This is a genomic window from Streptomyces sp. NPDC053432 (assembly GCF_055585365.1).
Genome location: NZ_JBVJKF010000001.1, coordinates 522,295 through 542,518, shown reverse-complemented (window position 1 = coordinate 542,518; position 20,224 = coordinate 522,295). Strand labels below are relative to the sequence as shown.

Here is a 20,224-nt window from a genome sequence, read left to right as displayed (position 1 = left end):
CAAAGCTAGGCATAATTTTGTCTGCGGTCAATGAACTGCCGAACATAAGTGCCGAGGGGCAGGTCCCGCGCCTACGCTGTCCCCCGTGACCCCTCCCGATCCGAAGCGCCAGCCGGAAGCCGAGCCCGACGCGGGCGCCCCCGGCGCCCCGGCCCGCCCCCAGTCCCTGATGCTGACCTTCTTCGGCATCCACGTCCTCGGCACCGGCACCGCCCTGTCCTCGGCGAGCGTGATCGACGCCTTCGCCCGCGTGGAGGTGGGTGAGGACGCCGTGCGCTCGACCCTGACGCGGATGGTCGGCCGGGGCCTGCTCGAACGGCACCGGCGCGGTCGCCGGATGTACTTCTCGCTCACGGCCCGTGCCGCCGAGGTGCTCGCCGACGGGGAGGAGCGCGTCCAGCGGACGGGCGCCGTCAACCGGGCCTGGGACGGCACCTGGACCCTGGTCGGCTTCTCCCTGCCCGAGTCCTGGCGCCGCGAACGGCACGACCTGCGCTCCCGGCTGGTCTGGGCGGGCTTCGGCCCGCTGCAGAGCGGACTGTGGGTCGCCCCCGGACGCATCGACGTGGCGCCCATCGCCGATGAACTCGGGCTCGGGGACCGTATCAGGGCCTTCCACGGGGAGGCCGCCGCGCCCACCGAGGCCGGGCCCCTGCTCCGTACCGCCTTCGACGTCGACGCGATCGCCGAGGGCTACCGGTCCTTCCTGGCCCGCTGGGGTGAAGGTACCGCGCCCGCCGAGGCGCGCGACGACCTGGGCCGCCTCCTGCTGCTGCACACCGACTGGCTCGACCTGGTGCGCCGCGACCCCCACCTGCCGGCGGAGCACCTGCCCGAGCACTGGCCCGCCGCACGCGCGGAGGCGATGTTCCGTGAGCTGTCCGCGCGTTTCGAGCCGGGGGCGCGGCGGATCGCGGAGGAGATCCTCGACCGCTGGGAGCCGGGCGCGGAGGCGTAGAGCGCCCCGGGGGGGGCTTATGTCAACACCATTGACCTTGTTGTGGGCCGAAGGGTCTCATGGTCGGCACCTCGGAGGGTCCGTGCGCTCGGGCGCCTCCGCGACCCGAAGGAACCCCATGGACCACCTCACCTCGCTCAGGGACGCCGAGCCCCGCCCGTTCTGGCTCGACGACCCCCGCCGTCCGCACGCCGCCCCCGCCCTCGTGGGCGCCACCACCTGCGATCTCCTCGTCGTCGGCGGCGGCTACACCGGCCTGTGGACCGCACTCCTCGCCAAGGAGCGCGACCCCTCCGCCGACGTGGTCCTCGTCGAGGCGGACGAGGCCGGCGGCGCCGCCTCCGGCCGGAACGGGGGATTCTGCGAGTCCAGCCTCACCCACGGCCTGCACAACGGCCTCCAGCGCTGGCCCGGGGAGATCGGCCTCCTGGAACGGCTCGGCCGGGAGAACCTCCAGGCCATCGAGGACGCCGTCCACCGCCACGGGATCGACTGCGACTGGGAGCGCACCGGCTCCATCGTCGTGGCCACCGAGCCGTACCAGCTCGCCGGCCTCGCGGAGGAGGCCGAGGCCGCGGCCCGCCATGGCGGCAAGCCGGTCCTGCTCGACGGCGGGGCCGTCCGGGCGGAGATCGACTCCCCGACCTTCCTCGGCGGCCTGTGGAACAAGGACGACGTCGCCATGGTCAACCCGGCCCGGCTCGCCTGGGGGCTCAAGAGCGCGTGCCTCGCCCTGGGTGTCCGGATCCACGAGCACACCCCCGCCACCTCGCTCGACGAGCACGGATCCGCGATCGGCGTCCGCACCCCCTACGGCCGGATCACCGCCCGGCGCGTCGCGCTCGCCACCAACGCCTACCCCTCCCTGGTCCGGCGCCACCGCCCGTACACCGTCCCCGTGTACGACTACGCGCTGATGACCGAGCCGCTGACCGAGGCGCAGCTCGCCTCCGTGGGCTGGACGCGGCGCCAGGGCTTCGCGGACAGCGCGAACCAGTTCCACTACGTCCGCCTCTCCGCCGACAACCGCATCCTGTGGGGCGGGTACGACGCCGTGTACCGCTACGGCGGCCGCGTCCGCGCCGAACACGACCGGCGGCCCGAGACCTTCGCGACCCTCGCCGGTCACTTCTTCACGACGTTCCCGCAGTTGGAAGGGGTGCGGTTCACCCACTCCTGGGGCGGCGCCATCGACACGAGCACCCGCTTCTGCGTGTTCTTCGACACCAGTCACCACGGGAAGGTCTCCTACGCCGCCGGGTTCACCGGCCTCGGAGTCGGCGCCAGCCGCTTCGGCGCCGAGGTGATGCTCGACCTTTTGGCGGGCGAGCGCACCGAGCGCACCGAGCTGCAGATGGTCCGCCGCAAGCCCCTGCCGTTCCCGCCGGAGCCGGTCCGGTCCGTCGGCATCGGCATCACCAAGTGGTCCATGGCCCGGGCCGACCTCAACCAGGGCCGCCGCAACCTCTGGCTGCGCACCCTGGACCGCCTCGGCCTCGGCTTCGACAGCTGACGTCCCGCCCCACTCCCGCGACGCCGGGCGGCGCGACCTGACCGGACGCCGCCGGGCGTACCGGGCACAGGACATCCGCCCCGGTCGGCCGTCCCCTCGCCGGCCTGCGTGTCCTGATCTCCGATGGCGACTCCAGGCAGGCGGCCAGAGAGAGCGACCCCGACGGGCTCGGCCTGTACGAACTGCGCCGAGCGATGGGCGCGGTCGGCGCGGATGCGGTCGTCATCGCCCCGTGGCAGGTCCTGTCCGGCAGGGCCACGGCGGTGTCAACGGATGGGACCTCCCGCCCAGCGCCGCACGGCGCTCCCCGCCGGGAACGAGAACGCGCCTGCCAGGGGCGCGGCCTTCGGAGTCTGACTCTCCGAAGGCCCTTGCGGCGACGATCGACCGAGTGCCACCCCCGCGGACACGTCGAACTCGCCGTGCGTGGCGGGCTGAAGGCCAAGACCGGTTGGGACCGCGGCGAGCAGCGGCCCGATGACCCGTGGGCCGGGACCGTCACGGACGCCGACTCCGCGGCCCTCTTCCGGGACGGCCGCACCGGACCCCCGGCGGAGGGTCAGCCATTACGTGGAGAACGACGTGCCCGGCCGCTGACCCGGCAGCGCGGCCAAGTCCCTCCCCGGCCGGAGATTACGGCCGGGGCGGTCGTCGTGCCGTCCTACCCGCTACCCCGCCCGTTCTCCGAGCGCCCGCATGCCCCTGGAGCGAGCGATCCCCGACGCCGCGTCGGAGCCGAGGAGGCCGAGGACCTCGCGGGCGAGGCGCGGCCGGGTGGAGGTGGCCAGTACGCCCCCGCCGAACACCGAGCTGATGGCGGTGTCGCCCGGAAGGGGACCGATGACGACAACGCCCGGCAAGTCCATCAGTTCGCTGTGCTGTTGAAAGGCCAGATCGGCCTGGCCGGACGACAGGAGGCTGCCGGCGGGCACCCCGGGGGGTGCCTGGACGAGCCGGTCCCCGAGCGCGTCGGCGAGACCCAGCCTGCTGATCAGACCGACCAGGGACGTACCGCTGGGGCCCGTGGAATAGGCGACGTTCTTCGCGGACAGAAGTGCGGCCCGCAGGTCGGATTCCGAGCCGAGTGCCGGAACCGGCATTCCCTGCGGGACGGCGGCGACGACCGAGGAGACCCACAGCGGGCGTGCCGTGTCCGCGAGCAGGTGCCCCGCCCTGTCCAGTTCGGCCAGCGCCCCCTCGGCGAGCACGAGCAGGTCGGCTTCGGCGCCCTCGCGCACCCGCCGCGCGGTCTCCACTCCACCGGCGGCCTCGAAACGCACCCCGATCCCGTGGATGAGCCGGATGTGTTCGGAAAGCTCGGCCAGAACCGGCCGTGTCGCCATCGAGGAAAGCCCGGAGATCTCTTGGTTCACATCGTTTCCTTGGTGTGGGGCGGAGGTGCGGGGCGGCCGGTGAGGGGCGCGGGCGGACGGACTCTGCGGCCGTCTGCGCGACCGCCCGCATGAGCACAACCCTCAGCACCACGCACCACGCACCAGGTGGTCGTGGAACTGGCGGACCGGGGAGTGCCGGAGCCTGCGCAGGACGGGTCCTGGCACATCGGCCTGCGGCTCCGGGAGGTCGCCCCGGGATGCCTGGAAGGCCCGGTCGGCGGTGCACGAGGGCACGGAGCTCGTCGTCGCCGAACGTATCACCGGTCACCGGCCGGTGCAGCTGGTGGACATGACATTCGATCAGGCTTCCGCCTGACGGAAACACCGGCGACCGGCTGGGGCTCCGGCTGCCAACGTTCGGGGTGTTCGGAACGTTCGCAGTTGCTCAGGAGATGCCATGACAGACATCGCCGTCGACACCGTTGCCTCGGTTCCAGTCGCCGTGGTCGGTGCCGGCCCGGCCGGCTTGATGCTGGCGCACCTGCTCGGGCGCGCGGGGGTCGGGACGATCGTGGTCGACACCCGCACCCGGCGCGAGATCGAGACGACGCAACGGGCCGGCATCCTCGAGGCCGACGCGGCCCGGGACCTGGTCGAGACCGGAGTGTCCGACCGGATCCTGCGCGAGGGCCACGAGCACGAAGGCGTGGAGATCCGGTTCGACGGCCGGCCCCACCGCATCGACTTCAAGGAACTGGTCGGACAGTCGGTGTGGCTCTACCCGCAGACCGACGTGTTCACCGACCTGGCCGACGCACGGGAACGCGACGGCGGCACGGTCCACTTCGGCGTCCGGGACACCGAGGTCCTCGACATCACCACCGGCGCTCCGCGGGTCCGGTACACCGCGCCCGACGGGGCCCGGCACGAGATCCGGGCGCGGTACGTGGTCGGCGCGGACGGATCGCGCAGCATGTGCCGCAACCTGGTCCCCGAGGACCGGCGGGTGCGCTACGGCAAGGAGTACCCCTTCGCGTGGTTCGGCATCATGGCCGAAGCGCCGATGAGCGCGCCCGAGCTGGTCTACGCCCACTCCGCGCACGGCTTCGCGCTGATCAGCCAGCGCACCGAGACCGTTCAGCGGATGTACTTCCAGTGCGACCCCGACGAGCCCGCCGACGCCTGGCCGGACGATCGGATCTGGGAGACGCTCCAGGCCCGGGTGGCCGGGGAGGACGGCTTCCGCCTCGAAGAGGGGCCGATCCTGGAGAAGACGGTGCTGCGGTTCCGTTCGTTCGTGCAGGAGCCCATGCGCTGGGGCTCGATGGCACTCGCGGGCGACGCCGCGCACACGGTGCCGCCGACCGGCGCCCGCGGGCTCAACCTCGCGCTGCACGACGTGAAGGTGCTCGCCGACGTCCTGGTGCGGGCCCTCGGAACCGAGGGCGAGGCCGCGCTGGACGACTACCAGCCGCGCGCCCTGCAGCGGGTCTGGAGGGCGCAGAACTTCTCCCACTGGATGACCCGACTGCTCCACACCCCGCCCGGCGGCGCGCCGTTCGACCTGCGGCGCCAGCTCGGCGAGCTCGACAACGTGGTCGGCACCCGCGCCGGGCGCGCCTATCTCGCCGAGCAGTACACCGGCTGGCCCGCCGGCTCCCTGGGCTGACCCCGACGACCAGCAGGAGACACCCATGATCATCGACTGTCACGGTCACTTCACCACCGCGCCGCCGCAGCTGGCGCAGTGGCGTGACCGGCAGGTGGCCGCGGTCGGCGCCGCCGGGCATGCCCCCGATCCGGACGACCTGGTCATCACCGACGACGACCTGCGTCACGCCGTCGAGAGCAACCAGCTGCGCCTCATGGACGAACGCGGCATCGACCTGACGGTCTTCTCCCCGCGCGCCAGCTTCATGGCCCACCACATCGGCGACTTCGAGGTCTCCTCGGTGTGGGCGAGGATCTGCAACGATCTGATCCACCGCGTCAGCACGCTCTACCCCGACCGTTTCGCGATGGGCGCGATGCTGCCGCAGTCGCCGGGCGCCGCCCCCGCGACCTGCCTGCCCGAGCTGCGCCGCGCGGTCGAGGAGCTCGGCGCGGTGTCGGTCAACCTCAACCCCGATCCGTCGGGCGGCAAGTGGACCGCGCCGCCACTGACCGACCGGAGCTGGTACCCGCTCTACGAGGCGATGACCGAGTACGACATCCCCGCGATGATCCACGTGAGTACGTCGTGCAACCCGGCCTTCCACACCACCGGCGCCCACTACCTCAACGCGGACACCACGGCGTTCATGCAGCTGGTCCAGGGCGACCTGTTCGCCGACTTCCCGTCGCTGCGGTTCGTCATCCCGCACGGCGGGGGAGCGGTCCCCTACCACTGGGGCCGGTTCCGAGGCCTGGCGATGGCGCTGGGCCGGCCGGACCCCGAGTCCCTGCTGGACAACGTCTTCTTCGACACCTGCGTGTACCACCAGCCCGGCATCGACCTGCTCACCCGGGTCGTCCCCAGCCGCTCCGTCCTCTTCGCCAGCGAGATGATCGGCGCCGTCCGCGACATCGATCCGCGCACCGGTCACCACTTCGACGACACGAAGCGGTACGTCGAGGCCACCGCGCACCTCACCGACGACGAACGGGCCGACGTCTACTCGGGCAACGCCCTGCGCGTGTACCCCCGGCTCGCCGCCCGCCTCGCCGCCACCAGCCACTGACTCCCGGAGGAGAACGCATGGAACACACCGAGATCGGTGTCGTCCACACCTCGATCACCCGCGCGGATCCCGAGGACGTCGCCGCACTGTCGGCGTTCGGGGTCGCGACCCTCCACGAGGCCATGGGCCGCACCGGCCTGATGCGCCCCTACGTGAACCCCGTCTACCCCGGCGCCCGCCTGTGCGGGACCGCGGTGACCGTCCTGCTGCAACCCGGCGACAACTGGATGCTCCACGTCGCCGCCGAGCAGATCAGGGAGGGGGACGTCGTCGTCGCGGCGTGTACCACCGAGAGCGAGGACGGGTTCTTCGGCGACCTGCTCGCCACCTCCTTCCGCGCCCGGGGCTGCCGGGGCCTGGTCATCGACGGCGGCGTACGCGACGCGGCCGACCTGGAGGAGATGGACTTCCCCGTCTTCGCCCGGGCGGTCAACGCCAAGGGCACGGTCAAGGCCACGCTCGGCTCGGTCAACGTCCCGGTCGTCTGCGCCAACGCCCTGGTCAGGCCCGGGGACGTGGTCGTGGCGGACCGCGACGGCGTCGTGGTGGTGCCCCGTGAGCGGGCCGCCGAGGTCGCCGGGGCCGCGGCCCGGCGCGAAGCGGCCGAGGAGAGCAAGCGCGCCCGCTTCCGCGCGGGCGAGCTCGGCCTGGACATGTACGCCATGCGAGGCCCACTGGCCGAGCTCGGGCTGCGGTACGAGGACTGACGATGACGACGAGCCACGAGAAGACCCCCGGCTGGCTGGACTGGTACGCCGATCCCAGCCGGCCCCGGTTCCGGCTGCCCGAGGGCGCCGTCGACGCGCACTGCCACGTCTTCGGGCCCGGGGCGGAGTTCCCCTACGCCCCCGAGCGGAAGTACACCCCGTGCGACGCCTCCCGACACCAACTCGTCGCCCTGCGCGACCGGTTGGGCGTCACCCGTAACGTCGTGGTGCAGGCGACCTGCCACGGCGCCGACAACAGCGCGATGGTCGACGCCCTGCGCGCCTCGGGAGGCACGGCCCGGGGGGTCGCCACCGTACGGCCCGGGATCCCGGAGCCGGAGCTGCGCGAGCTCCACGAGGCGGGCGTCCGCGGCGTGCGGTTCAACTTCGTCAAACGGCTCGTCGACGCCGCTCCGCGCCAGGACCTGTGGGACGTCGTCGAACGGATCGCGCCCTACGGATGGCACGTCGTCGTCTATTTCGAGGCCGCCGACCTCGCAGACCTGCGCGACTTCCTCCTCTCCATCCCCGTACCGCTGGTCGTCGACCACATGGGCCGGCCCGACGTCACCCGGGACCCGCACGGTCCGGAGTTCGAGGCCTTCCTGGACTTCCTGCGCGCCCGGCCGGACATCTGGTGCAAGGTGACCTGCCCGGAGCGGCTGTCGGTGAGCGGCCCGCCCGCCCTCGACGGCGAACGGCGCCCCTACCGCGATGTCGTTCCGTTCGCGCGGCGCGTCGTCGAGGAGTTCCCCGACCGGGTGCTGTGGGGCACCGACTGGCCGCACCCGAACCTCACCGGCCACATGCCCGACGATGGCCTGCTCGTCGACTTCGTCCCGCACATCGCGCCGACGCCCGAGCTCCGGCAGAAGCTCCTCGTCGACAACCCGACCCGTCTGTACTGGCCCCAAGCGGACTGACCCGCACCACGATCGGAGTTCCGGCATGTCGCTGGACAAGACCTACAAACTGGTGCCGGGGACCACGGTCTTCGACGCCGAGCAGTCCGCCAAGGGCTACCACCTCAACCAGTTCTGCATGTCGCTGATGACGGCGGAGAACCGCGCCCTCTACCTCGCCGACGAGCGCGCCTACCTGGACGCGTGGCCGCTGCGGGAGGAGCAGAAGCGGGCGCTGCTCGACCGCGACCTCAACGCCGCGATGCGCGAGGGCGGCAACATCTACTTCCTCGCCAAGTGGGGTGCGACGCTGGGCCTCTCGTTCCAGCAGATGGCGGGCTCGATGACCGGCATGACCGAGCGGGAGTACCGCGACATGATGGTCCGCGGCGGCCGCCCCGTCGACGGCAACCGCATCGACCACGCCGTCCTCGAAGCGGCGCACGCCGACCCGGCACCACCGCCCGAGCACGCCACGATCACCGGCGCGGTCTTCACCTCGCACGTCCCGGCGATCGGCGCGGCGATGGACCACGACAAGACCGACGAGCCGTACTGGCAGCCGGTCTTCGCGGGATACGAGTACTCCAGGGGATGGGAGCGGGAGAACCTTCCCGACGTGATCTTCCTGGTCTACAACGACCACGCCAGCGCCTTCGACCAGTCGATGGTCCCGACCTTCGTGCTCGGCACCGGCGCCGTCTTCCCCGTCGCCGACGAAGGGTACGGGCCCCGCCCCGTCCCGGGCGTCGAGGGAGACCCCGATCTGGCCGCACACATCGCCCACTCGCTCATCAGGGACGACTTCGACCTCACCCTCGCCAACGAGATGACCGTCGACCACGGGCTGACCGTCCCGCTGTCCCTGATGTTCGGGGACGTCGAGAAGTGGCCGTGCAAGGTGATCCCGTTCCACGTCAACGTGGTCCAGTACCCCGTGCCCTCGGGCGCCCGCTGCTTCGCACTCGGCCGGGCCCTGCGCAAGGCCGTCGAGTCGTACGACAGGCCGCTGAAGGTGCAGGTGTGGGGCACCGGCGGCATGAGCCACCAACTCCAGGGCCCGCGCGCCGGACTCATCAACCGGGAGTGGGACAACGCCTTCCTCGACAGGCTCGTCGCCGACCCGGTCGGCCTGTCCCGGGTGCCGCACCTGGAGTACGTCGAGGAAGCGGGTTCGGAGGGCATCGAACTGGTGATGTGGCTGATCGCCCGCGGGGCGATGAGCGACGTCGACGGGTCGGGCGACATCGAGGTCAAGCACCGCTTCTACCACGTGCCGGCGTCCAACACCGCCGTCGGCCACCTCATACTCGACAACCACCCGCGGGCCCAGGCGCCCGCCGAAGGAGCGAAGTGACATGAGCGACGGACGAACCCTCCGGGTGGCCCTGGCCGGCGGTGGCGCCTTCGGCGCCAAGCACGCGGCCGCGCTGCGCCGGATCGAGGGCGTCGAAGTGGCCGCGGTCGTGAGCAGCACCCTCGAAACCGCCCGCAAGTTCGCCGCGGAACAGGGCGTCGGCCGCGGCGTCGCCTCCCTGGACGAGGTGCTGGCGATGGACGACATCGACGCCGTCGTCCTCGCCACGCCCACCCCGCTGCACGCCGAGCAGACGCTGGCCTGCCTGGAGGCGGGCAAGCACGTCCAGACGGAGATCCCCCTCGCCGCCTCCCTGGCCGACGCCGAGGCCTGCCTGGAAGCCCAGCAGCGCACCGGACTGGTCGCCATGGTGGGACACACCCGGCGCTTCAACCCCAGCCACCAGTGGGTGCGCCGCCGGGTCCTGGCCGGGGACTACCGGATCCAGCAGATGGACGTGCAGACGTACTTCTTCCGCCGCACGAACCTCAACGCGCTCGGACAGCCGCGCTCATGGACCGACCACCTGCTGTGGCACCACGCGGCGCACACCGTCGACCTGTTCGCCTACCAGACCGGCTCCCCGATCGTGCAGGCCAACGCCCTCCAGGGCCCGATCCACCCCGAACTCGGCATCGCGATGGACCTGTCGATCCAGCTGCGCGCGCAGAACGGCGCCATCTGCACCCTGTCCCTGTCGTTCAACAACGACGGCCCGCTCGGCACCTTCTTCCGCTACATCGGCGACACCGGCACCTACATCGCCCGCTACGACGACCTCGTCACCGGCAAGGACGAGCCGATCGACGTGAGCGGGGTCGACGTGTCGATGGACGGCATCGAACTGCAGGACCGCGAGTTCGTCGCCGCCATCCGCGAGGCCCGCGAGCCGAACGCCTCCATCGCCCAGGTACTGCCCTGCTACCGGACGCTGGCGGCCCTGGAAGCACAGCTCGACGCTTCAGGGCCCGCCTGAGCGCTTCCTGGGTGGCCTGCCCGCTCAGCAGGCCACCCAGGACGGGAGGAATGTCGAGGAGGACATGCGCACCGCGAGACCCGAGCGGTGGTCACGTCGGCGCCGACACCGTCAGCACCGCGCAGCCGCCTCCTGCGGTGTTCCGGATGAGTGAGGGCAGGAGGTGATTGCGGCGTGGTGCACAGGGCGCGAGGACGCGGGCCGGATAGGGGTCTGTCATGACGACGTTTCCCCTGCGCCGGCGTCCTGCTCTCCTGGCCCTGGCCACCGCGTTGCTCCTGGTCGCACCGACCGCGATGGCAGCCACGCCACCAGCCCCCTCCCGCGGTGCCCTCTCCCTCCCGGAATCCCAGGGCGCGGCCGGCGGGAATCCCTCCCCGCCGGCCGACACCGGCCGGCAGGTGGAGAGGTTCAAGCACCAACTGGCCAGATCCGGCTCCAACGACGCCGACGACCCGATCACCCGGAACTTCAGTCTGCCGGACGGTTCCTTCGTCGTCGCGTACGGAACGAACCACGCGGCCACCGGCCAGGCGACCTACTCCAGCGCCACCCTCTACGCCGACGCCGAGGCCGCCGTGGCCCTGGCTGCCAAGAACAACCGTGAACTACAGGGCAGCGCTGACGACTTCATCCACGATCAGCCGCACGCGGACCAGCTCTACGCCTGGACCTTCAGCCGCGCAGGCGACGACGGACCGGCCGGGCCGCACGTCACCGCACTCCCGCCCACCAGCACCGACTTCTGCGCGCAGTACGGCACCGACCGGCCCGTCGACATGAGCACCCTCCGATTCGTGGCCCGTGCCTACATGCAACCCGGCACCCTCACCCGCCCCGCCCTCTCCTCACTGCTCCTCGACCGGCTCCTCGTCTTCACCCCGAAGAAGTAGGCGCGATGTCTTCGGGCACCGGTCACGGCTGGCAGTTCTGGATCGACCGGGGTGGCACCTTCACCGACATCGTCGCCCGGACACCGGACGGTCGCCTCCTGTCCCACAAGCTCCTGTCCGAAAACCCGGCCCGCTATCGCGACGCGGCCATTGCCGGGATCCGCACGCTGCTGGGGCTGGAGCAGGGCGGGGAGATGCCCCGTGCCGCGATCGACGCCGTGCGGATGGGTACCACTGTGGCCACCAATGCCCTGCTGGAACGTACCGGCGAGCGCACCGCTCTGGTCATCACGCGTGGCTTCCGCGACGCCCTGCGCATCGGTTACCAGAACCGCCCCCGCCTGTTCGACCGGCAGATCCTCCTTCCTGAGGCCCTTTACGAGAGGGTCATCGAGGTCGCCGAACGCATCACCGGTGACGGTACGGTGCTGAGTCCGCCCGATCTGGACGGCCTCGCCGTCGAGCTGCGACGCGCATACGACGACGGCATCCGCGCGGTCGCGGTGGTGTGCCTGCACAGCGCGCTGCATCCGGGGCACGAGCGGGCGATCGGCGAGCTGGCCGAGCGCATCGGGTTCCCCCAGATCTCGCTGTCCAGCGAAGTGAGCCCCCTCGTGAAACTGGTGCCCCGGGGAGACACCGCGGTCGTCGACGCCTGTCTTTCCCCCGTCCTGCGCCGCTACGTCCGGCAGGTCGAGGACCGGACGGGAGGCGTGCGGCTGATGTTCATGCAGTCCAACGGCGGTCTGGCCGAGGCGGGGCACTTCCGGGGCAAGGACGCCATCCTGTCCGGTCCGGCCGGTGGCATCGTCGGGATGGCGCGCCTGTCGCAGCTGGCCGGATTCGACAAGGTCATCGGCTTCGACATGGGCGGTACCTCCACCGACGTGTCCCACTTCGCCGGAACCTATGAGCGGGTGTCAACCTCCCAGGTGGCGGGAGTCCGTCTCCAGGCGCCCATGCTCGACATCCACACCGTCGCGGCGGGAGGCGGGTCCATCCTGCACTTCGACGGCAGCCGCTACCGCGTCGGCCCCGACTCCGCCGGGGCGGACCCCGGACCTGCGTGCTACCGCGCGCAGGGCCCGCTGACGGTGACCGACGCGAACGTGATGCTCGGCCGCATCCAGCCGGTTCAGTTCCCCAGCGTCTTCGGGCCTGACGGACATCAGCCCATCGACCGCCACGTCGTACGGCGGGGGTTCGCCGAACTCGCCGGGGAGATCCGCTCGCGTACCGGCGACCGGCGATCGCCCGAGCAGGTGGCCGAAGGCTTTCTGCAGGTGGCGGTGGCGAACATGGCGGCCGCCGTCAAGCGGATCTCCGTGCAGCGGGGGCACGACGTCACGCGGTACGCACTGACCTCCTTCGGCGGGGCCGGCGGCCAGCACGCGTGCGCCGTCGCCGATGCCCTGGGGATCCGCACCGTTCTCGTACCCCCCATGGCCGGGGTGCTCTCCGCGTTGGGCATCGGTCTCGCCGACACCGTCACCGTGCGCGAGCGGTCGGTCGAACTGCCCCTGGAAGAGGCGAGCACGCAGCGGATCCACGTGGTCGCCGACGAACTGGAGGCCGCGGCACGCGACGTGCTGCACGCGGAGGACGTCCCTGCCGAACGCATCCTGGTCACGCGGACCGCACGGCTGCGCTACGACGGCACCGACACGGCGGTCACGGTGGCACTGGCCGACGCCCCGGCCATGACCGAGGCCTTCGAGGCGAGCCACCGGGCGATGTACTCGTTCCTCATGGACCGCCCCGTCATCGTCGAAGCACTCTCGGTCGAAGCAACGGGTCTCACCCCGCAACCCGACCTGAGCCACCTCGCCGAGCGGGGCCCGGCCGACGACGACGTTCCCCCCGACACCGTGCCCCTCTACACGGACGGCGCGTGGCGCGAGGTGTCCCTGCGGCAGCGGGAACGCCTGCGCCCGGGCGCCGTCGTGACCGGCCCGGCCGTGATCACCGAAACCGACGCGACCACGGTCGTGGACTCCGGCTGGCGGGCCACCGTGAACGGCACCGGGCATCTGGTCGTCGAACGCGTCACCGTGCCGGCCGGGGCCGACGTGGAGACCGAGGCCGACCCCGTCATGCTGGAGATCTTCAACAGCCTCTTCGTGTCGATCGCCGAGCAGATGGGCGCACGGCTGGCTTCGACGGCGCAGTCCGTCAACATCAAGGAACGGCTGGACTTCTCCTGCGCGCTGTTCGACCCCGGCGGCAACCTGGTCGCCAACGCCCCCCACATCCCCGTGCACCTGGGCTCCATGGGCACCGCCGTCAGGGAGGTCGTCCGTCGCCGGTCCGGGACGATGCGGCCCGGCGAGGCCTACGCGGTCAACGATCCGTACCACGGTGGCACCCACCTGCCGGACATCACCGTGGTGACCCCGGTCTTCGACGAGCGCGGCGAAGTGCCCGGCCCGGAGATCCTGTTCTTCGTCGCCTCACGGGGCCACCATGCCGAGATCGGCGGTCTGACGCCGGGGTCCATGCCGGCCGACAGCCGGGAGATCGACGAGGAGGGCGTCCTCTTCGACAACTGGCTGCTCGTCGAGGGCGGCAGGCTGCGGGAGGCCGAGACCCTGGCGCTCCTGGCCCGGGCGAGATACCCGTCGCGCGCGCCGGCGACCAACCTCGCCGACCTGCGGGCCCAGATCGCGGCCAATCGCAAGGGCGTCGAGGAGGTCGGCAAGATGATCGACCACTTCGGGCTGGACGTGGTGCGGGCGTACATGCGTCACGTCCAGGACAACGCCGAGGAAGCCGTCCGCAGAGCGGTCGTGACCCTCACCGACGGCGAATTCCGCTACGAGATGGACTCCGGCGCGGTGATCTCCGTACGGGTGACGGTGGACCGGAGGGAACGGTCGGCGACGATCGACTTCACCGGTACATCGGCCCAGTTGAGCACCAACTTCAACGCGCCCACCCCGGTGGTGAACGCGGCCGTGCTGTACGTCTTCCGTACCCTGCTCGCCGAGGACATCCCGCTCAACGACGGCTGCCTCAGGCCCCTGCGGATCATCGTCCCGCCCGGGTCCATGCTCGCACCGGTCCATCCCGCCGCCGTAGTGGCCGGGAACGTCGAGACGTCCCAGGCGATCACCGGGGCCCTCTACGCCGCCCTGGGCTCGCAGGCCGAGGGGAGCGGCACCATGAACAACGTGACCTTCGGCAACGACCGGCACCAGTACTACGAAACCGTGGCCTCCGGGTCCGGAGCCGGACCGGGGTTCGACGGCACGTCAGCCGTGCAGACCCACATGACCAACTCCCGCCTCACCGATCCCGAAATCCTCGAACTGCGCCTCCCCGTCCTCGTGCAGGAGTTCTCCGTTCGTACCGGCAGCGGCGGGGCGGGACGCTGGCGGGGCGGCGACGGCACCGTACGCAAGATCCGCTTCCGGGAACACATGACGGTCAGCACCCTGTCCGGTCACCGCCGGATCCCGCCGTACGGCATGGCCGGCGGTGACCCCGGCGCGCTGGGCACCAACCGGGTGGAGCGGGCCGACGGCACCACCACGCCAATGGCCGCATGCGACTCCGTCGCCGTGCAGCCCGGCGACCTGCTGGTCATCGAGACACCGGGCGGAGGCGGCTACGGCAAGCCCTCCTGACATGGCCGCGGAGCCGGTAGCCGAGGCGGCAGAGCGTGCCGGGGCGGTGGCGCCGGAGGCAGACGTCACGACCGTCTCCTCCACCTTCGGGTGTCGCCGGCCGGAGGGCCATGGGCCCCCTGGTCCCCTTGTGGGGCCCGACCGGCACCTGCACGAGGCCCGGCTCAGGGCCATGCTGGATGTCCGGGACAAGACCCCACGACGAGGCGAGGGGAGTCTGGCATGGGATCGGCGACACACACGCGGGCGCAGCCCCCATCGGCCGGGCCCGACGCGCCCGTGACGACCTGGACCGTCGGGGAGGTCATGCGAACGGACGTGGTGGCCATCGCCGCCCGCGAGACCGTGCTCATGGCCTGGGAGCTGCTCGAGAGGACCGGTGCCGCGCACCTTCCCGTCCTGCTGCCGGACGGCCGGTGCTCCGGACTCCTCGACCGCTGCGACATCGCGGTCGCGTGCTCCGCGCCCGCCGTCGTGCTCTCGGCACTGGACGTCGGCACCTTGGTGTCGGGGCGTCGGCGGGTGGCGGTCCGGGCGCGGGAAAGCGTACGCAAGGCAGCGTTCGCCATGACGGAGAACGGTTGCGACGCCCTGCCGGTGCTCGGCAGCGGCGGCATGCTGGTCGGATTGCTGACGGCATCCGACATCGTCGCCGCCCTCGTACGGCACCCGGCCTCCGGGCCCCGGGCCGCGGAGGGGGAACCGATCGGACCGTTCCCGATGACCCCGGGACTCGGGCCCCGCCGTGACGACCGGGTGAGCCCCGTGCCATGAGCGGCGTCACAGGATGAGGACGAGACGGCCAGGACAAACCCCCGGCGTGGGGCAGGGGCGAGGGCTCAGGTCATGCGGTGAAGGCGAGGGCGCGTACGGAACCCCGGCCGGAGCCCTTCGCGGCCGATGTCAGAGGGCCGGGCGGACAGCGGGCGCCGTCGGCTGCACCTGATCCGGTGGCCGATCGTCGTGGCGCGGACCGCTGTTCATGACCCCATCCCAGCGCATCGGGAAGACCGGGGCAAGATCCTGAACGGGACCTTGACGGCCTTCTGGTGCCCAGCGGGTGACCGTGCCGATCCGGTCTTTGCGCAGCTGGTTCCCGAGCCGGTTCAGGTGACCGCCGAGGTCGGGAGATCCGCCGTGACCGGCGGTGCGCCGCCCGCTGTGGGGAGGGTGATGACCATGGTGAGGCCCCCGCCGGGAGTGTCCTCGGCCGTGAGCGTGCCACCAATGGCCTCCGTGAAGCCGCGGGCGACCGCGAGGCCGAGGCCGACGCCGGCGCCGCGTGGGGCGTCGCCGTGGCGCTGGAAGGGTTCGAAGATCCGGTCCTTGGCCTCGTCCGGGACGCCGGGGCCGCGGTCGACGACGCGCAGCTCCACGCGCTCGTGCAGGGCGCTGGCCGTGACGTTGACGGGCTGGCCGTCGGGGCTGTACTTGACGGCGTTCTCGACGATGTTGGCGACGGCCCGCTCCAGCAGGCCGCGGTCGACGGCGATCATCGGGAGGGTTTCGGGGATGTCGAGTTCGACGCTGTCCTCCGGTACGCCGCCCAGGGCCATGGGGACGACCTCGTCGAGGTCGGTCTCGCGGATCAGCGGGACGACGGTGCCGGTGTTGAGGCGCGACATGTCGAGGAGGTTGCCGATCAGGGCGGCGAGCCGGTCGGCGCCGTCCTCGATGCCTTCGAGGAGTTCGGCCTTGTCGTCCTCGGACCAATCGACGTCGTCGGAGCGCAGCGAGCTGACGGAGGCCTTGATACCGGCGAGCGGGGTGCGCAGGTCGTGGCTGACCGCGGCGAGCAGCGCGGTGCGGATGCGGTTGGCCTCGGCGAGTTCGCGGGACTTCTCGGCCTCGTCGACGAGGCGCTGGCGGTCGAGGACGACGGCGGCCTGGGCGGCGAACGCGCCGAGGACGCGGCGGTCCTCGGCGGGCAGGACCCGGCCGGTCAGGGCGAGTGCCATGTGGTCGCCGATGGGCAGGTCGACGTCGGCGTCCTCGGGCCGGCTGACAGGACCGGTGCCGACGGATGCGGCCGTGGTCCAGGGGTCGACCTCGCCGGCGCGCTCCAGGAGGACCACCGACTGCATGGCGAAGGTCTCGCGCAGTCGCTCGAGGAGGGCGTCGAGGGAGTTCTCGCCGCGCAGGACGCTGCCCGCGAGGAAGGAGAGGATCTCGGATTCGGCGCGCAGCCGGGCCGCCTGGTGGGTGCGCCGGGCCGCCAGGTCGACCACCGAGGCCACCGACACGGCCACTCCCACGAAGATCGCGATGGCGACGATGTTCAAGGGGTCGGAGATGGTGAACTCGTGGAGCGGCGGGGTGAAGTAGTAGTTAAGGAGCAGGGATCCGAAGGCTGCCGACGCCAGGGCCGGAAGCAGCCCGCCGAGCAGTGCCGCGGCCACCGTGCACGTGAGGAAGAGCAGCATGTCGTTGGCCAGGCCGAGCTCGGGGACGACCTGGCTCAGCAGGACCGTGAGCAGGGCGGGGCCGGCGATGCCGGTGATCCAGCCCCAGATGAGGCGGGAGCGGCCGAGCCGCGCGCCACGGGCGACGGGCAGCCCGCGGCCCTTGGCGGCCGCGTCGTGGGTGACGATGTGGACGTCGAGGTCGGGGCCGGACTCGCGGGCGACGGTGGCACTGACGCCGGGGCTGAACACGGACTGCCACGAGCGGCGGCGGCTGACGCCCAGCACGATCTGGGTGGCGTTGCACCCGCGGGCGAACTCGAGGAGCGCGTCGGGGATGTTGTCGCCTATGACGTGGTGGAAGGTGCCGCCGAGGTCCTCGACCAGGGTGCGCTGGACGGCGAGTTCCTTGGGCGAGGCCGAGGTGAGGCCGTCGCTCGCCGCGATGTAGACGGCGAGGACCTCGCCGCCCGCGCCCTTCTCGGCGAGGCGGGCGGCACGGCGGATGAGCGTGCGCCCCTCCGGGCCGCCGGTGAGGCCGACCACGATGCGCTCGCGGGCCTGCCAGGTGGAGCGGATGTTGTGCTCGCCCCGGTACTCCTGGAGGTACTCGTCCACGCGGTCGGCCACCCAGAGCAGGGCCAGTTCGCGCAGGGCGGTGAGGTTGCCGGGCCGGAAGTAGTTGGAGAGGGCGGCGTCGACCTTGTCGGGCTTGTAGATGTTCCCGTGCGCCATGCGGCGGCGCAGGGCCTGCGGGGACATGTCGACCAGCTCGATCTGGTCGGCCCGCCGGGCCACCTCGTCGGGGACCGTCTCGCGCTGGCGGACCCCGGTGATCGTCTCGACCACGTCGCCCAGCGATTCCAGGTGCTGGATGTTGACGGTCGAGACGACGTCGATGCCCGCCTGGAGCAGTTCCTCCACGTCCTGCCAGCGCTTGGCGTTGCGCGAGCCGGGCACGTTGGTGTGGGCGAGCTCGTCCACCAGCGCCACCGCAGGGCGCCGAGCGAGGATCGCGTCCACGTCCATCTCGGTGAAGGTGCTGTCCCGGTACGCGATCTCGCGCCGCTCGATCAGTTCGAGACCGTGCAGCATCACCTCGGTGCGTGGGCGCTTGTGGTGCTCGACGAAGCCGACGACGCAGTCAGTGCCCCGCTCGATCCGGCGGTGCGCCTCGGAGAGCATTGCGTACGTCTTGCCGACGCCCGGCGCCGCGCCGAGGTAGATGCGGAGCTTGCCGCGTCCCATGTTCCGACTCTTCTTCTCTGCTGACGACGGGGGCCGTGCCGTGGATCGGGCGGGTGATCAGGGTTCGAAGCGGTAGCCCATGCCGGGCTCGGTGATCAGATACCGCGGGTGGGAGGGGTCCGCCTCCAGTTTGCGCCGTAGCTGGGCCATGTATACACGCAGGTAGTTGGTGTTATCGCCGTAGCTCGGTCCCCAGACCTCCAGGAGGAGCCGGCCCTGTGTGATCAAACGCCCCGGGTGGGTGATGAGGATCTCCAGCAGGTGCCATTCGGTCGGGGTCAGGCGTACGGTGCGCTCGCCCCGCCGCACCTTCTTCGCGACCAGGTCAACGGTGAACTCGTCGGTCGTGACCACGGCGACCTCGTCGGGCTGAGATGCCGCCGGGGCCTCGTGCCTCCGAGCGGCTGCCCGGAGGCGGGCGAGGAGCTCGTCCATGCTGAACGGCTTCGTCACGTAGTCGTCCGCGCCCGCGTCCAGGGCCCGGATCTTGTCCTCCGAGGTGTGGCGTGCGGAGAGGACCAGGATGGGGACCTTGCTCCAGTCGCGGACGCCCTTGATGACGTCGATGCCGTCCATGTCGGGCAGCCCCAGGTCCAGCACTATGACGTCCGGCTTGCGGGCGGCCGCGAGCCGCAGGGCCGAGCCGCCGTCGGAAGCCTCTTCGACCTCGAAATTGCGTGCCTGGAGATTGATCTTGAGCGCGCGGACGAGCTGAGGATCGTCCTCCACCACCAGCACCCGGGTCATCGGTGTGCAGCCTTTCCGTTCGTCAGGGGCACGGCGCGAGCCGGCGGCGCACCGGGGGCCCTCCCAGCGGTGGCTGGGGGAGCCCCGTGCCCCGCCGGCTCGCAGTCCGCGCGGATGCGGGCCTCAGCTCTTGGACAGGGCCTTCAGGGCGGTGTTGAGCTCGAGGACGTTGACGCGGGGCTCGCCCATGAAGCCGAGCGTGCGACCCTCGGTGTGGTCCTCGACCAGCTTCTCGACCAGCTTGACGTCGAGCCCGTTCTGCTCGGCGACCCGGTGGATCTGGAGCTTCGCGTAGGCGGGGGAGATGTTCGGGTCGAGGCCGGAGCCGGAGGAGGTGACGGCGTCGGCCGGTACGTCCTCCGGCTTGACCCGGTAGCCGGCGGTGGAGTTGTCGGCGACGACGGCGTCCTTGGCGGCGACGACCTGGGCGCAGAGGGTGCCCTCTTCCGCGGCCTCGGTGCACTGGCCGCTCACGGCTCCGTTGTCGGCGGAGCGGTTGGTGGCGCCGGAGAGGATCAGCGAGTACTGGGTGTTGACCGAGTTGCTGCCGAGGCCGTTGGAGGGGCGGGGCTGGAACCACTTGAGGTCCGGTTTCGCCGCCTCCTCGGCGTCGTTCGGGTCCTTCTTCGGCAGGTTGTAGGTCTGCCCGATGAGGGAGGAGCCGACGACCCGGCCGCTCTTGTCCTTGATCTCGGAGCCGTTGGCCTTGTCGTTGAACAGGGCCTGGGCGATCCCCGTCACGGCGAGCGGGTAGATGACCCCGCAGATGACCGTGAGGACGAGCAGGGCTCGCAGGCCGGCGCCGATCAACCGTGCGGTGTTGCCTACAGAGTTGTTCATA

Annotated in this window: 15 protein-coding genes; 11 read left to right on the top strand and 4 right to left on the bottom strand. The window is 71.4% G+C overall.

From position 1 onward, the window contains the following. The first annotated feature begins 85 nt into the window (after positions 1–85). Entirely contained in the window at positions 86–958 is an 873-nt protein-coding gene (locus ACZ6Y1_RS02405) for a PaaX family transcriptional regulator (RefSeq protein WP_469621296.1), read from the top strand. 118 nt (positions 959–1,076) lie between these two features. Next, positions 1,077–2,471, top strand: a complete 1,395-nt coding sequence (locus ACZ6Y1_RS02400) for an NAD(P)/FAD-dependent oxidoreductase (protein WP_469621292.1) — start codon at positions 1,077–1,079, stop codon at positions 2,469–2,471. Between the two features lie 668 nt (positions 2,472–3,139). Here the strand turns inward: ACZ6Y1_RS02400 and ACZ6Y1_RS02395 are convergent. Further along, a complete protein-coding gene (locus ACZ6Y1_RS02395; protein WP_469621289.1) occupies positions 3,140–3,844 on the bottom strand; it encodes a substrate-binding domain-containing protein in 705 nt (234 codons plus the stop codon). Positions 3,845–4,262: 418 nt separating this feature from the next. Between ACZ6Y1_RS02395 and ACZ6Y1_RS02390 the strand changes: the two genes are divergently transcribed. The 9 genes from ACZ6Y1_RS02390 to ACZ6Y1_RS02350 all read left to right on the top strand — a co-directional run bounded on the left by ACZ6Y1_RS02390 (position 4,263) and on the right by ACZ6Y1_RS02350 (position 15,760). Next, the gene (locus ACZ6Y1_RS02390) at positions 4,263–5,474 is read left to right on the top strand and encodes a 4-hydroxybenzoate 3-monooxygenase (protein WP_469621286.1); all 1,212 of its coding nucleotides are present in this window, start codon (positions 4,263–4,265) and stop codon (positions 5,472–5,474) included. 25 nt (positions 5,475–5,499) lie between these two features. Continuing rightward, a complete protein-coding gene (locus ACZ6Y1_RS02385; protein ID WP_469621282.1) occupies positions 5,500–6,525 on the top strand; it encodes an amidohydrolase family protein in 1,026 nt (341 codons plus the stop codon). Positions 6,526–6,542: 17 nt separating this feature from the next. Continuing rightward, positions 6,543–7,232 carry a 4-carboxy-4-hydroxy-2-oxoadipate aldolase/oxaloacetate decarboxylase gene (gene ligK / locus ACZ6Y1_RS02380; protein WP_469621279.1) on the top strand — a complete coding sequence of 230 codons (690 nt, stop codon included), beginning with the start codon at positions 6,543–6,545 and terminating at the stop codon, positions 7,230–7,232. A 2-nt stretch (positions 7,233–7,234) separates the two neighbouring features. Then, positions 7,235–8,155, top strand: a complete 921-nt coding sequence (locus tag ACZ6Y1_RS02375) for an amidohydrolase family protein (RefSeq protein WP_469621276.1) — start codon at positions 7,235–7,237, stop codon at positions 8,153–8,155. A gap of 25 nt (positions 8,156–8,180) precedes the next feature. Next, the gene (gene ligA, locus ACZ6Y1_RS02370) at positions 8,181–9,491 is read left to right on the top strand and encodes a protocatechuate 4,5-dioxygenase subunit alpha (RefSeq protein WP_469621273.1); all 1,311 of its coding nucleotides are present in this window, start codon (positions 8,181–8,183) and stop codon (positions 9,489–9,491) included. Position 9,492: 1 nt separating this feature from the next. After that, positions 9,493–10,467: a Gfo/Idh/MocA family oxidoreductase gene (locus ACZ6Y1_RS02365; RefSeq protein ID WP_469621270.1), complete on the top strand. Its 975-nt coding sequence runs from the start codon at positions 9,493–9,495 to the stop codon at positions 10,465–10,467. Positions 10,468–10,685: 218 nt separating this feature from the next. Then, on the top strand, positions 10,686–11,360 hold the full coding sequence (locus ACZ6Y1_RS02360) for a hypothetical protein (protein WP_469621266.1): 675 nt from the start codon (positions 10,686–10,688) through the stop codon (positions 11,358–11,360). Positions 11,361–11,365: 5 nt separating this feature from the next. Further along, entirely contained in the window at positions 11,366–14,986 is a 3,621-nt protein-coding gene (locus ACZ6Y1_RS02355; protein ID WP_469621264.1) for a hydantoinase B/oxoprolinase family protein, read from the top strand. 222 nt (positions 14,987–15,208) lie between these two features. Further along, positions 15,209–15,760 (top strand): CBS domain-containing protein, encoded by a 552-nt coding sequence (locus ACZ6Y1_RS02350; protein ID WP_469621261.1) that lies wholly within the window; start codon positions 15,209–15,211, stop codon positions 15,758–15,760. 332 nt (positions 15,761–16,092) lie between these two features. Here ACZ6Y1_RS02350 and ACZ6Y1_RS02345 read toward each other — a convergent pair whose 3' ends face one another. The 3 genes from ACZ6Y1_RS02345 to ACZ6Y1_RS02335 all read right to left on the bottom strand — a co-directional run bounded on the left by ACZ6Y1_RS02345 (position 16,093) and on the right by ACZ6Y1_RS02335 (position 20,223). Continuing rightward, positions 16,093–18,636, bottom strand: coding sequence for an ATP-binding protein (locus ACZ6Y1_RS02345; RefSeq protein WP_469621258.1), 2,544 nt, complete (start codon positions 18,634–18,636; stop codon positions 16,093–16,095). Positions 18,637–18,693: 57 nt separating this feature from the next. After that, on the bottom strand, positions 18,694–19,383 hold the full coding sequence (locus ACZ6Y1_RS02340) for a response regulator (protein ID WP_469621256.1): 690 nt from the start codon (positions 19,381–19,383) through the stop codon (positions 18,694–18,696). 123 nt (positions 19,384–19,506) lie between these two features. Continuing rightward, positions 19,507–20,223 (bottom strand): potassium-transporting ATPase subunit C, encoded by a 717-nt coding sequence (locus tag ACZ6Y1_RS02335; RefSeq protein WP_469621253.1) that lies wholly within the window; start codon positions 20,221–20,223, stop codon positions 19,507–19,509. Position 20,224: the final 1 nt, after the last annotated feature.